Annotated in this window: 11 protein-coding genes; 5 read left to right on the forward strand and 6 right to left on the reverse strand. The window is 37.3% G+C overall.

Annotated elements, in window-relative coordinates; translation table 11 throughout:
- The first annotated feature begins 12 nt into the window (after nt 1-12).
- From F2B13_RS05720 to F2B13_RS05730, 3 genes are read left to right on the forward strand one after another with little or no spacing between them, the layout of a single operon-like run.
- Nucleotides 13-573 (forward strand): LemA family protein, encoded by a 561-nt coding sequence (locus F2B13_RS05720; RefSeq protein WP_149276315.1) that lies wholly within the window; start codon nt 13-15, stop codon nt 571-573.
- Between the two features lie 10 nt (nt 574-583).
- Complete coding sequence (locus F2B13_RS05725) at nt 584-1,384, forward strand: DUF1266 domain-containing protein (protein ID WP_198439819.1); 801 nt, start codon at nt 584-586, stop codon at nt 1,382-1,384.
- Between the two features lie 10 nt (nt 1,385-1,394).
- Complete coding sequence (locus F2B13_RS05730) at nt 1,395-2,462, forward strand: DUF3137 domain-containing protein (RefSeq protein ID WP_149303560.1); 1,068 nt, start codon at nt 1,395-1,397, stop codon at nt 2,460-2,462.
- Between the two features lie 683 nt (nt 2,463-3,145).
- On the opposite strand, the gene F2B13_RS05735 is transcribed toward F2B13_RS05730, so the two are convergent.
- The 6 genes from F2B13_RS05735 to F2B13_RS05760 all read right to left on the reverse strand — a co-directional run bounded on the left by F2B13_RS05735 (nt 3,146) and on the right by F2B13_RS05760 (nt 11,120).
- Complete coding sequence (locus F2B13_RS05735) at nt 3,146-4,351, reverse strand: Pycsar system effector family protein (RefSeq protein ID WP_149276318.1); 1,206 nt, start codon at nt 4,349-4,351, stop codon at nt 3,146-3,148.
- 11 nt (nt 4,352-4,362) lie between these two features.
- Nucleotides 4,363-5,664, reverse strand: a complete 1,302-nt coding sequence (locus F2B13_RS05740) for a hypothetical protein (protein ID WP_149303562.1) — start codon at nt 5,662-5,664, stop codon at nt 4,363-4,365.
- Nucleotides 5,665-5,789: 125 nt separating this feature from the next.
- The gene (locus F2B13_RS05745) at nt 5,790-5,957 is read right to left on the reverse strand and encodes a lmo0937 family membrane protein (RefSeq protein WP_149303564.1); all 168 of its coding nucleotides are present in this window, start codon (nt 5,955-5,957) and stop codon (nt 5,790-5,792) included.
- A 110-nt stretch (nt 5,958-6,067) separates the two neighbouring features.
- Nucleotides 6,068-6,499 carry a PepSY-like domain-containing protein gene (locus F2B13_RS05750; RefSeq protein ID WP_198439820.1) on the reverse strand — a complete coding sequence of 144 codons (432 nt, stop codon included), beginning with the start codon at nt 6,497-6,499 and terminating at the stop codon, nt 6,068-6,070.
- Nucleotides 6,500-6,532: 33 nt separating this feature from the next.
- Complete coding sequence (locus tag F2B13_RS05755) at nt 6,533-7,255, reverse strand: phosphatase PAP2 family protein (protein WP_149276321.1); 723 nt, start codon at nt 7,253-7,255, stop codon at nt 6,533-6,535.
- Between the two features lie 193 nt (nt 7,256-7,448).
- The gene (locus F2B13_RS05760; protein WP_149303566.1) at nt 7,449-11,120 is read right to left on the reverse strand and encodes a BamA/TamA family outer membrane protein; all 3,672 of its coding nucleotides are present in this window, start codon (nt 11,118-11,120) and stop codon (nt 7,449-7,451) included.
- Nucleotides 11,121-11,392: 272 nt separating this feature from the next.
- Here F2B13_RS05760 and F2B13_RS05765 point away from each other — a divergent pair, with 272 nt between their 5' ends.
- Nucleotides 11,393-12,199 (forward strand): MOSC domain-containing protein, encoded by an 807-nt coding sequence (locus tag F2B13_RS05765; protein WP_149276323.1) that lies wholly within the window; start codon nt 11,393-11,395, stop codon nt 12,197-12,199.
- Nucleotides 12,200-12,215: 16 nt separating this feature from the next.
- Complete coding sequence (locus F2B13_RS05770; RefSeq protein ID WP_149303568.1) at nt 12,216-13,955, forward strand: FAD/NAD(P)-binding protein; 1,740 nt, start codon at nt 12,216-12,218, stop codon at nt 13,953-13,955.
- Nucleotides 13,956-14,517 lie beyond the last annotated feature (562 nt).

Genomic DNA, 14,517 nt, shown 5'->3' on the forward strand with positions numbered 1-14,517 from the left:
TAAAACAGCATTATGAAAATCAGTATCGCCATTGCAATTCTAGCGGTTATTGGGCTTTTTGGCATTATTGTCAACAACCGAATAATCGGTAAAAAAAATCAAGTCAAACAGGCTTTTGGTAGCATAGAAATTTACCTTAAAAAACGCTTTGACTTAATCCCGAACCTTATCGCCATGCTCAACAAATACCTGGCGCATGAAAAGGAGACCCTATTAAAAATCAGCGAACTGCGCAGTACGGTTGAAAAGGCCTCAGGGGCCAACGAAAAAATAAAGGCCTCAAACGAGCTAACACATATTATGAGCGGTTTAAACATCAATGTAGAAAACTACCCTGATTTAAAAGCGGATAAGCAATTCACGAACATCGAGTATGAACTTTCTGATATTGAAGACCAGATATCCGCGGCTCGGCGTGCCTATAATGCGGCGGTGACCAGCTACAACAATACCATTGAAATGTTTCCTGCGAGCATAGTCGTCAGTATTCGAAAAGATAAACCCGGTGCCCTCTTGGAAATCCCAAAATCAGAACAAAAAGAAATCAATATTAATCAACTTTTAAATCCATAAAACCATGCAAATGTTTGAAAACTTACCCTGGTACGGTTATGTGATACTGGCCGTCGCCGCCGCTTCTTATGCCATTCGCTATTTTAAAATCGGAAAGAAAGAATACGATGCCCCGGATATGACCACGGCAAAATTTAGAACATCGCCAGACAGTAAACTCAATCAAGAACAATTGTTCGCCCTGGCGTTGTATACGCCCATAGCCGAATGGTGGGAGGCCAACACGAACACCCTTTCCTTTCTGACCGCCAAAAAGGTTAAGCCCTATCTGGAAGGTTGGGGCATCGATACGGCAGCGGGCTATTGGGATTTGACCGAGTATTTTATGAAGGATGGTCGCCGGTGGTACTTTGATTTTATCCGGCATATGATTGAAAAAGAGCCTCAGGAGAAATGGGATGAACTAATGGACCAAAAATTCGGTAATAATGAACGGGCTCATCGCTATTTAAAAACGTTAAGTTCTGGTGAAACCTTAAACACTTTAAAGCAAAAAGGCATTCTCACTTTCGATTCCGAATTGGAGCTTGGGGTAGCAGGTTATGATGCCGCCATGTTGGTGGGCCAAGCACGTAAAGCTTATACGGGCAACCTTATTTCTGAAGAAGAAGCATGGAAGGTCATCAATTTTGCCAAAGGATTGGCGTTGGAACATTTTTCCTCTTGGGAGGACTTTGGAAAAAGCTTTGCCATTGGTTTTGCCATAGATATGAGGACAGATTACAGTACCTACAAAGAAGAAGTATACCACATTTACAAACAAGTCTTAGAAAAACCAGAAAGTCCATGGAATACCATAAAATGGCCGTAATACTAAAGTGATGCAGGAACGCATAGTAGCTGCCTATTCCGAAACCAGTAAAGAACTGAACACACTTTATAAAAAAAGGAAGCGCACCCTTTTTTTTCAAAGAGTCATGTGGAGTATCACCGGTATATACCTGTTGTTTATGCTTGCATTGCTGGGTATGCAATATGTACCGATGCTCCAGAATACCTCCTGGGGCTTTTTCGATGTATTTAAGTCAAACCCCGCCAATCCTTATGCATCAACCTATCCAATAATAGGGTTGGTCATCCTTTTGTATCCGACCACCATTGTTTTTACCAGGGCATTTCAAAAATTTAAAACCACGGAACAGAAAGCCATTGTCAAAATGGTCAGAATACTCTTTCCAAAAGTAGAATTTAGTCAAGGTGTAATGGCTCCAGCCAATGAAGTAGTAAAAAGCAAAATGTTTGCTTGGATAAAAGAAGAATCTCCGATTTATAGCTACGGCCAGATTAGAAGAAAAACCAATGATACCGAAATAAACATAACGGATATTGGTATTGTGGAAAACAATGTGGCCAACAAGCTTTTGGGTACATTGATGAATATTCCCATTCTAAATATGCTAGGCGTTATGTACCAGACCGTATTCAAGAATACGGTAACCAGAAAATTAGCAGATAACACCAATTATTCTTTTAGAGGTATGTTCTGTTGGTTTCGGTTTAAAAAGAAATTGAATGGACATACGGTTGTATTATCCAAACATCAAATGGCAAAATTGGACCAATTGGCCAGTTTTAATTTTAAGGAAGAGCAAGAAATACATTTGGAAGACCCCAGATTTACCAGCAAGTTTTTGGTATACGGAACAGATCAGGTGGAAGCCAGATATGTTTTGTCCTCTTCACTTATGGAAAAAATAGTTGCATTGAAAGAGAAATTTGACCGTCCTATATTTTTATCATTTCAGGATAGACAGATGTATTTGGCGGTCATGAACGATAACGGGTTGTTTTCGTTTCCTTCAGGCAAGCTGGAAGGAATAAAAATCGTAGAGGAATTGGCCTGCGATATTGAAACTGCCTTGGAAATTCCCAAAGAACTGAAGGTATAGAAGGGCACTTTCTTTGGATAAAAATGGCTTTGTTTTAGCTACCGGATTTGTAACATTTAATGGAAATGCCATCAGAATCCTTGAAATCAATGATTACCCAAAAGAGGTAGGACAAGAAGCATTTGAAATTTCAAAGGAATTAGACAAAATTAATTCGTATCATATTCAGTAGTTTCACTTGATAAACAAGTAAAGGAATTGAAACAAGGAAGGACGAAATATATTGAAATTAGAACAATAACCGGATTTTATTTAATTTATAGTATAAAACAGCCGTAAGTTGTTCCACCGAATGTACTGTTCTGAATAGAGTTTGGAGCTCAATTAATCAGTTTTTTACAATATTCAAAATACTAATAATTAGGTGGCTATGCGAATGACTTTCTTTCAGTCATCCCGACTCAACCTCTTCAAGTAAAATCAAAACACTATTAATACTATTTTCAATTTTTTTCGTTTTTTATGATTCCCTCTTGAAGACCTACCCCTCAGCATAGGGCGATGCTCTTGTGAAATGCCCGTTCAAAATAGAATAACAATACGCTTAAACTTTCTTTATATTAATCATTTCTTAAATAAATACAATTCGCTAAGTATTCGGGATATTTGCTTTTGTACTAAAAATTATATTGCGTTTAGAATATATATATATTGCTTTATTTGAAAGAAACAAGCCCATACCACTATAAACCTGGAGAAACGGCCTCGATAAGTTCTTCACCCATGCCATAATACTTCAATGCGACAGCGAAAGCTATAACCGAAAGTATTATTCCAACTATAAATATGGTATAGGTCCAACGCAGCAATTGATATTTTTTCTTTAGTACCAAGCCCAAATAATAAAGATCCATAGTTAAGGAATCATAGATAGATTCCTTACTCGCAATAATAGATTTAACCTTTCTCTTGAAATCAGGTAGTGCTAGGGTATGAAAATTTCCAAAAAACAAGAAATTCGTATCATCACTCTCCATGTTCTTGTCGATAAGATCTTTGTTTTCTATTTTCGGACGTGTTGCGAGTACGGACATTATCATCGATGCTATACTGAAAACAACAAAGATGACAGTCGGATAAATTAAATAAGAGTTTCTAGGGGTATCCAATTTTGGTATAAGATTGGCCATAAGAAGGGATATAATTATGGCATTGACCGAGAGTAAAATATTCGCCTTGGTATCGGCTATATCACTCAATTTTAGATGGTTCCTCAATTGCGTTCTGTATAACGATTGTGTTGCTCGCTCAGGACTATTATTCTTTAGCTTGACTTTAAGCTTTTCCTTTTTTTCGGTCTTTTTGGCTTTTAGCGATTTTCCGACCAAGTTAATTATATTCGCTTCACGTTGCTCTTGCCAGTTACTGATCGCATAATCAGTATAAAATTGGTGTTTTCTATTCAATATGTTTAGGTACTTTGTGCGTATTTCTGAGGGGGAAAGCTCTTGGCCGCCAACGTTCTTCATTTCCAAACGCTGCAATTCCAGAAGTTCTATAAAATCCTCTGATCCATAAAACGCTGTTCGAACATCTTTTAAAAGTTCGGCCTCTAGCGATAAAGGTTGATTATAGTCCCATGCCGACTCAATTAAGTTCTGTACGGTAATTATATCATTATCGTTCCATCCCTCCTTTTTCAGGAATGAAGCCGCCATGTCTCTGCTGTACTGAACATGTTTGGTATAATCTTTCGAAAATCCAACGTAAAGAAACCAAGCAGCTGCCAGAATAATGTTCTTGTTCGCAAAATCATCCTTTTCATCTAAAATTAAACTTGCCTTCTCTACGATACCTTTCGCCCGTTGCAGATTGTGAAATAAATATTCGTCTCCGAGATTTTTGGTCAGTTCTTCATTTACAAATAACTGTATATTCTTGATGTTCATAAATTTAGCTATTATTTATTGGGATTTTTTTTTGGGATTGAATCGTGGCAGTCGAAACAATACATGAGATTTTCACTCAGCTTTAAATCTTCTGACCCTTTAAATTCGATTGGACGCTCCGGCCTTTTCTGAAGTAATCGATAGAATTCCTTTGCATAGTGAAGTATGTCATCCCTGCGGGAACGAATGGATTCTCGTATTTCTTCTCCATTTAAATTGTATACATCTTGAGGCCATACCGCAAATGCTTTTTCTAATGCTTGATCTTCCAATGCATTTCTAAGGAACATTGCCTCGCTCAAAAATTGTTCTTCTGTTGCAGTACGCAAAAAATATTCATCGAAATCCTGTATCAACCCTTCGACGGACGTAATTTTCTTATCAAAATCCTGTATCTTGGGGTAGGTGATTTTGTTCGTAATAAGCGAGGGTAGGACCCCGTCCTGCTTAAAAAAAGCATTATCCCTATCTGCGGCAATCGGCAAGGCGCTATATCCATCTGGAATTTTCTTTATGGCCCAACCCCATTGCTTTGCATGTCGATCCCAGTCGCCTATGATCAAATCAAACAACCTTGCCCGAACAAGGGCTTGTTTATCGATTTGAAAAGCAACTCCGTATTTCATTTTTTCTTCTTGGAGATTATCGGTATCTACTATTTCCTTAATATTGGCAATACCTGTCCAATCTATTTCTCCTTTGCTTTCATATTCAAAGTAAAAAAGGCGATTGCCAAATTTTTCATTGAATTTGCCAAGTGTACTCTGTTCAGGCACAAAAACCAGTACCGGATGTGTATGTAGTATTTCTGCCACATTGGAAAGTTGCGCGACAACCGATGCTGCATATGGGTGCTGTGCCGAGATACCGTCGATGACTATATTTTCTAATCCCGCCTCCCTTACGAAATCAGGCACTAGTTGTTGCGGGTCTTTACTAAGGCCCCTCAACGAATACTTAATTCCTAGGCTATCTTCCAATTCAAGGGAATGTGTCTGCATTCCGCCACCTTCTTCAATGATGTGAAGCCCGCCTTTCAAAGTGTCTAAAAAAACGATGGGAACGGTCACTGGCTGAGCCCAGACATCCCTATACTGTTTTCCTTGCATTATTCTCTTGATGAAGCTGGCTTCGTAGAGCATGTTTGCCGCAACCGTAATAGAATCAAATGCCCTAAAATCATAAGCTTCAATATCCTCCATGCCAACTATGGTACAAGTGCGAAAATTTTCTTCGGTTTCCGAAGTGGAGAGATACAACAGAAAGATAAAGACAACTAGAACAGAAAATAAAGCTATTAATACCTTCTTCATCCGAGTAAATACTTTTTAAAATTATTCGCTTCTTGATTGGCACACAAAATAAGACCTTTTGAATTGAAATCTTCAAAAGGTCTCAATAAGAAATAACAATATGTAATTCTAGCATGGCCTTGAAGTTATAAAGGTTTTCTGCCGGAAAGAACATTGTAAACGATTACTATTATAGCAATGACTAAGAGAGCATGTATTAGACCACCTGTTCCCAATCCCGGTACTATGCCAAGAAATCCTAAAAGCCAAATAATAATACAAATTACCGCTACTAGCCAAAGAATGCTTTTCATGAATTTATAATCATATGGGCTTTATACTAATGCACCACAATTTTAGTATGGCTTCTATACCATATTAAAAGCGGCATCGTCAATTGCTTTGAATACTTTAAATCTAAACTTTAATTGATCACTGTTCCATCCGGTTTTATTTCAACATCCTTATTTTTACCTTTCTGTTTAAATTCAACGTCATAGAACCTTCCCTTTTTGTGGTGATCCACCTCCTCTATTTCCGCAATTTCCCAACCGCTATAATATTTATTGATTACATCCTTAACCAACTTGGGTAAATCATCCTTTTTTATACTGCGCTCAGTCTCGATCCATTTACCATTCGGACTAAAATCTGCACGCAAGCTTTCACCATCTATTTTAAAATTTGATTCATAATTGCCGTTAGAATCCTTATGCCAATCCGGATCGTTTTCACCCGGATATTTTTCCGCAAAAGTTTTTCTAACTGCTTCGGGTGCTTTTTCTTGAGCAGTTACACCATCAATAAACAGCGTTAATAAAAGTAAAGTCGTGAAGTATTTAATAATCATCTTCATAGTTTTTTTATTTACACATTTTGCATTTAAGCATTATGTCTTGGGATCCCTTCGAAAAACTTCCACTAGATTGAAAATCAGTATGCAAAATACGATCCAAATCATACCAGCAACCCATCCTCCTATAACATCAGATGGGAAATGTACCCCTAAGTAAATGCGGCTAATACCAATACTCAAAATCAACAGTGATAGCAAGAGTATTATAAAAACCTTCCATACACTTCTAACTTTCAGCTTGTAAACAAGGTAAATCAAGAATCCGTAAAAGGCCATTGAACTCATAGCATGGCCACTCGGGTAACTCAAAGTTTTTACAGAGACCAAATGTTCAATTTCTGGCCTGGCTCTATCAATAAATCGCTTGAGCATCATATTTGACAATGTTGCCAATACCAATACCAGAAAAATTTGACCAATGAATTTCCATTTCTTTAAAATGAAAAATGAAATTAAAATAGTCAAGATTAATACAATTATATATCCCTTTACATCTCCAATATTGGTAACAAACACAAAGTAATCTGTTAATTTCGGATTGCGAAAGGAAAGAACATAATCAGTGACCTGCTGATCCACCCCCCCTACCAATTCATTTTTAACTTTAGCTGTAAGTTCAACGAATAAATTGATTCCCCCCACCACAATAATTAGACTTATAAATACAGTTATCCAATATGCTGATTTAGGATTGTTTTTATCGAAAAAAAGACCACGAACTTTTGCAATAATGGTTTTAAGAATCTGAACAACCATCTAAGTAATTGAATAATTTTTTATGGTGAAAAACGGATAAGCTATAATAATCGTCGCACTATTTTTAATAGCAACGGATTAACGTCAGATCTTATCTTACTAGCTAATAAGCAACAAAGAAAGGGAAGAATTCAATTTATATTAGCCCATTGAAATAAAATTGTGACTTTAAAATTAGTTTTAAATATCTGGTTTACAACCCGAATACTAAACCAAAGGAAAATCGCCCACCTTCCCTTCCAGAGAAATATTCCAATCTAAAATTCACCATTCCCGCCATTTCCATATTGATACCACCTCCATAGCTGTTTTTCCAACCACCAGAATTACTATCACCATACCGGACTCTACCTAAATCATATCCCAAAAAAGAATTAATGTTTAGCGGAAACAAGAAGGTTTTTAAAGGGACAAATTTATAGGACAAATCAGCGGATGTCACTAAAGAACTTTGCCCAATAAACCTATTTTGCCTATAACTACGTAATCCAATATTCGCTCCCAAGGTAGCCAGTTTATAGAATGGCATATTCTCTCCAAATCTAAATTGCCCATATAGCCTATTTTTTAAAACTATCTTTCTCTGATAATCCAATGCATTCCACATGACGAACTCAGGATTGAGCGTCCATATGGATGATGAACTTTGAAAATTTTCGGATACACTTGCGTACATTGAAGTGCGCAATCCTCTTGTTGGGAACTGTTCATCATCCAAGCTGGTAAATTCAAATTTTCCAAAAGCTGATAAATAATTAAGTTGTCCTGCTGCGCTGCCTACATCGACATATGCTGATTCTTCCGTAGCTATATTTTCATATTGTGTTCCAAATTCAAACGTTGTGCCGTACGCACCTTCTCGATAAATGGAAATCCCCATATCATAACGTTGCATAAAGATTCGGTTCGCATCAAAATCGTCGAATTGAATAAAGGAATCGTTCCCAAAACCAAAAAAATTTTCTGTGTAGTTATTGCTGGTCAACCTCCCATTAAGCTGTAAATTCCACCGGGCAAAAAGGTTGGCAAAATGTACTTCTGGTCTGATGTCCATAGCTTGCGTAAGAGAAATATATCTAGCATTGATAACGTATTTTGAAGTGAAAGGATTTCGTTCAAAACCCATTTTCATAGTTCCAATTTGTAATTTAGGCGCAATACCTTCGTCTGGATTATAATTAAATTCTAGGCCAAATAGTTTACCGTCACTAGGCCTTACTTCGGTATTATAAATCCTATTTTCATAATTCTTACTACTTCTTACTTTGGCGCCACCTTTCCTAATAATCTTCTGCTCATTGTCATTTTGATCATATATATAAAGTCTCTTTCCGTTTTGAATATCATAAGTATCTCCATCCAATCCCCCGATTATAACCATATTCATCTTGCCAACCTTTTTTCCCTTCACTTTAAAAACATCCTTATCATCAAGACCATAAATCCAGAGGTTTTTAGTTTTCTCATCATCAAATACCCTATCGAATAAGAGTGTACCATCTTTTCCATCCTTGATCCTGTATGCCGAAATATGTGTATCCCCGTTTGACTTACGCTCGATATAAAATATATCATCCTTATCCGTACCCTTCATTGTTTGAAAGCGTAAAAAGTAATCCAAGTACCTGGCTACTATAGCTTCCAAATTGGCTTTTCTTAATACTAAATTATTTTGAATACCCGCCCATACCCCATCTTTTATTTCCTCAGGTGCTTGAGAGAATGCCCTTTTAATCTCCCGATTACCAAGGCGATCTTGTATGTATTTAACTTGTTCGTACCATACATTTTCATCAGAACGCTGTAGTACGGCCCTATCTAAATTGATTGCACTTTCACTGAAGTTCTCAACAAATTCAATGTCCCGACCGTATTTACCAAACTGACGGGTTCTACCCATAAATTTTTGTAAGCGTTCTAAAAATTTTCCATCAAAATTGGCGAAAACCTGATCTCGATCTCTGGGAACAGGAGAGTATATATTCATCTCACCTTCGCGGCGTCTGGCCCAACTCCACTGTCCTTCATGCCGGTCCCAATCGCCTAAAAGCATATCAAAAATTCTGGCCCTTATATACTCCTCCTCGTCCACTTGATTTTTCTCATCATCGCGAAGTGCTTCCAAAAGCTCGATAGTATTAATGACTTCGTCACTTCTGCCAAACATATGGGAATCACTAAAGTCCTCTTCCGGCTTTTGTTCTATCATATACAACTTATCCCCATGTTCATGATTAAAATTTCCCAAAGATTTTTGCTTTGGGACGTAATAAAGCATGGGGTGCGTATGTTTTATTTGGATTTCATGAGAAAGACTTGCAATAACGAAAGCACCATAGGGATGGGCCGCCGTGTAAAAATCTGAAATTAACTCCGCAGGCATTGTATGCGAAAAATATGATTCTGCATCAAGTTCATTATAACCGGAAGCTTGCAGAAAGGAAATAGGATCTTTGGCTAGCGCCCGCATGTTATATTCTTTACCATCGGAATCCACTAACCTTAGTGACAACGTCTGATTGCCACCACCTGCGCGCTCAACTTTAAGACCACCATAGAGGGTGTCAAGCACGGCTACAGGTGCCTCTACCTCTATACCATAAACATAGCGATAGTGCTTGCCCCATTTCTTCTCGTATTTGGTGCTTACATCTATATCAGTTTTTGGATATACAGAAGTCTTGAAAGTTCTCGGAAACGAATTAGGCAGCTTTGCTGTGTTATATTCTGACTTGCTAGGAAAGGCCTCAGCTGAATAAAGTAAAAGTAATTCCTTTTCATCATCTAGACCATAAAAGTTAACTTGAGAAGCTCCATCCTCATATATCTTCAACTCAGCGAAACCTATACTTCCTGATGAGAAATAACCATTTTTTGCCAAAGCGGCCCCGAGTGAAGCACTTGAAGTTCCCGATACAATTTGTCGTGCATCTTCTTGCTGTATATACTGCAAAGCCTGCTCATGGCCTGAAAGAAGGAAAGCACGAGGCACCTGTAAAAGAGCGGTTTCGATTTCCGACATTAACTCATTCATTCTTGGGTTTAATCGGTCTTGTTTCGCAAATCCACCTTGTGTACGAAAAAATGCACTTATACTTCCAATAATTGGTACGAATGAATTTTCTGATACTGGATTAAGTAGAATTGATGAAGGTAAGTAACCGCTGTGAAATCCATTCGAATAAAGCGGATGATGCATCGCTAGAAGAACAGTTTTATGGCTTGCCTTTTTTATTTTATCCTTTAATTCAATAAGAAAGTGTTCCCTAGTTTTAATTTCGCACTTATCATTTATATTTGGTGCTTGGTCCCAATCTTGTAGATACCACTGGGAATCCACAATTATTAGTTCTATTTGGTCATTGACATCTATTTTTTCTATTGGACAACCTTTCTCAGGTTGAAAATCTTCACCATCCTTTAAGTTCTGTTCAAAGAATTCCTCTAAAGCCTCTAGACCCTTTCCACCATTTTCCTTCCATTCTCTTTCTCCGGGTATAATTAGCTTATTGCCTTTAAACCCTTGAAATAATTCTACGATTCGACTTAACTGCTTCTGAATCGATATCTTTTCAAGCACATTATCTTTAATATTATCTCCTAAAAATATAAGATAATCATCGTCACTATACGATTTTAGTTTTTTCTCTAAATGAATATACAAATCATCATCAATACCACTTTTCCTTACACCTGAATTACCCACTAATAAGAAACTTGTATGAGCTTCCATTTGAGGTGATGTATATTCTTTTCCATAACCTTCCAGAATACCATTCTCCCTGTAAAGTGATTTTTTAGTTGCACAGCTAAACATAATCGAACTTAATAATATAATAAGGGAAAATCTTGATAATTGGTCCATGGCTTTACTTGTGCGTTTGGCTAATTTATTCCAAAATAATGATAATGGTTTATAAAGAAATAATTTCTATTAATTACTAGTTGTTATCCCTGAATTTTAGATATAACGCTACATTTATTCGCAAATATGGGGTTGCAATTTTATCCTAATAAATCAATTTTCAAACATTGCATTTTAATAATGCATATCACCCATCATCCTAAATTTATTCTTATACTATTAGAAGGTTATGAGCTCGTGGAGTCGGGCATAATCAAGTATATTTCGAATCCATGCAAATAACTAAACTATATACCTATGCTTTGAAATCTAGCACAGGTCTTGAGAGGGATACAGTCAGTTTTCAAAGGAGTGGGTTTATTCATGATAGAAGTGTGGCAATAATTAATGCCCAAAATAAGATTATTACCGGAAGGGAAGAACCGAAACTATTAACCATCCTATCAGAAATTAATGACCAAAAACTACATTTAACAGTCAATTCCTTGGGAAGATATTCTTTTCCGTTACCCAACAAAGACAATTCACCCATTCAAATTAAGCTATTTCGAGATAGTGTTTCTGGACAACTTTTCCAAGAAGAAGCAAATGAACTGATATCTAAACTTCTTAAAGGCAGCTACAGCCTTATATACATCGGAAATGCATACAGGCCATTACTTGATAAACGCGGTGGTAAAATGGGCGAAATAACGGGTTATGCCGATTCCTCTCCTATCCACCTCATCAATACGAAGACCTTGAATTATTTAAATGAGAGATGTTCCAATAAGTTTTCCGACCAAAATTTTAGGCCAAATATTGTAATCGATGGAGTGAAACCATTTGAGGAAGACAGTTGGTCTTTAATAAGTATAAACGGATTTCACTTCAGGTTACAGGAACGTACACAACGCTGTATTTTTACAACCATAGACCCTGAAACGCAAAATCGAGACAGGGAACAAGAACCATTACGGACTATCGCGAAAATCCGAAGAGCTATTGGGCTACGTCCAACTTTCGGAGTTAATTTGGTGCCACTTACTGCAGGGTCAATTGGAATTGGGAGTAAATTGGAGGTAGTTAAAAAACAATAGTATTAATAGATGCCCAATGAGTAAAATTGAGAAAAATACATATACTGTGGCAATCATTGGTGCGGGACCAAGAGGTCTTTCAGCTTTGGAAAGTTTGTATACCTTAGCTTTCCGATCAAATATTGAAAAAGAAATCAAAGTTATTCTCTTTGAGCAAACTGACCAAGTAGGTAACGGTCCCGTCTATCACAGGAACCAGCCTGATACAAATTGGTTGAATGTGTCGCAGAGAGGACTCACCATTCCCGAGAGAAAGGCCATTAAAAATTCAAATTTTGCTATTCCGCACTTTCCCTCTTACCATGAATGGAGTGGTTTTGATGAGGAAACGGATACTGGAAGTAAACCAGACTATTTTACAAAGCGCTCCCAACTCGGTGTCTATTTGAGTCAGCGATTCGACACGATCGCCAATAAGTTGAATGAAATCGGACTTTTGGAAATTCATCAGGAAAAAGTGGTAAATCTCGATTATAGTACTTCTCTATTTATAATAGAAACGACGGATAATAGGTTTGTTGCAGATGAAGTCGTATTAACTGTTGGGCATCAACCTACAGAATTAGATGAGCAGTTAACAAAATGGAAGGCACTGGTTGAGGGAAACAGTCATGCTATACTAATTACATATCCTTATCCAGTTTCGAACATTGCAAAAAATGTTCAGGCCAATGATATCATTGCGCTCCGCGGGTTTGGTCTGGCAATGGTTGATGTCACCCGTGCGCTGACCTTGGGACTTGGTGGCTCCTTTGAAATTTTGGACTATGATACATGTAAAATGTTATACACACCATCTGAGGGCATGCCTATTTACATAGTGCCATTCTCGCTCAATGGCCTGCCTATGACACCAAAACCGCTCAATCTTAATTTGGACACGCCCTTTATACCTTCCAAGGCAGAACTAATAGCTTTTAAAGAAAGACTCGAAGATGCAATAAGAGGAGAGAGAAAAAATGGTGATGGTAGATTTTTAATAGTAGCGATAACTCCATTGATAGTCAAAAAGTTTTTAGGGCTAGGTAATAAAGGCAAAAGGCACAATCTTTTGGTAGGTGAGGTTGAAAATGTGGTGCAAACCTGGTTAGAGGACGGTAGTTTCGAACACGAGTTAATTATCTCAAAAACCTTATCGGCCTACGAAAGTATGCAAGCATTTGTAAATATGGCCACGGGCAACACCGTAATCAGTTTGGATTATTGTATTGGTCAAGTTTGGAGACATTGCCAGCCATCGATTTATAGGGCGCTTTCGTTCACGAGTCTGCCTGATGAAATCATCACCGAAATCATTCAATTGGACGAGCGTTTAAAACGCTACTCGTATGGACCTCCAGTTGATAGCATGACCCAGATGATAGCATTAGTGGATGCGGGTGTGATGACTTTTGATTTTATTGATGACCCAGACATCGAATTCAACGAGAAAGGTTGGAAGTTTTCCAAGAACGATAAGAATACAACCGCAAGAGTTATGGTAGATACGGTCTTGGATTCACCGAAACTTCTGAAAGTAAAATCTCCATTAGTTAAAAATCTCCTACGTGATTCTTTGATAGAACCGATCCATGGACAATTAGGAATAAGTACAGAAGAAAGTGCCTTGGTAAAATTGAATGACAGGCACGAAATAATACCACTTGCTGTTCTAGGTAGACTTGCTAAAGGTACAATAATAGGCGTCGATGCGCTTCTAGAGTGTTTTGGGGAAAGGTCTGAGAAGTGGGCCGAAGGTGTGCTGAGACGGATTTAATAATTAAAAAGACATCCACTCCTGTAAATTGAAACTCAAGAAGGTATTTCAATGTATAGTGAAAATGTTTTTCATAAAAAATTTGCCGTTTAAAAAAGGAATATTTTGTCAATTCGACCCAATTCACCAAATCTTGAACGTCTATGAAGTAGTTGAATTATTGTATAACTAATACCTGATATACTTCAAAGAGCACAAAAACGAAACTAACTTCTGTAAGATGTTAAGCTTTCCAGTATCCCTAAGCATTCAATCATGGCTGTACTGGAAGTACTATTTATTTATTCTCAAAAAAGCTGGCCGTTGAAACCATAATAAGCATTTAAGAACCTTTTCTAAAGCTATTCTAGTTTTGGCATTAATACTAAAGGAGTCATTATGATTCGTAATTAGTTTTTACTAAACTACCTGCCCATTTTTAAATTGACATATAATCTATACAGAGAGGCATGTAACTATTGTGTAAGTGAAAACCTTTTGAATTACATCAATTTGACGTGAAATCAACCTCAATTATCAAAAAGCCAAAATTGTAGAAAAGTGAATCTTAAACGTGAGTATC

This window comes from Pareuzebyella sediminis (assembly GCF_008367235.1).
In the GTDB taxonomy this organism is placed as follows: domain Bacteria; phylum Bacteroidota; class Bacteroidia; order Flavobacteriales; family Flavobacteriaceae; genus Pareuzebyella; species Pareuzebyella sediminis.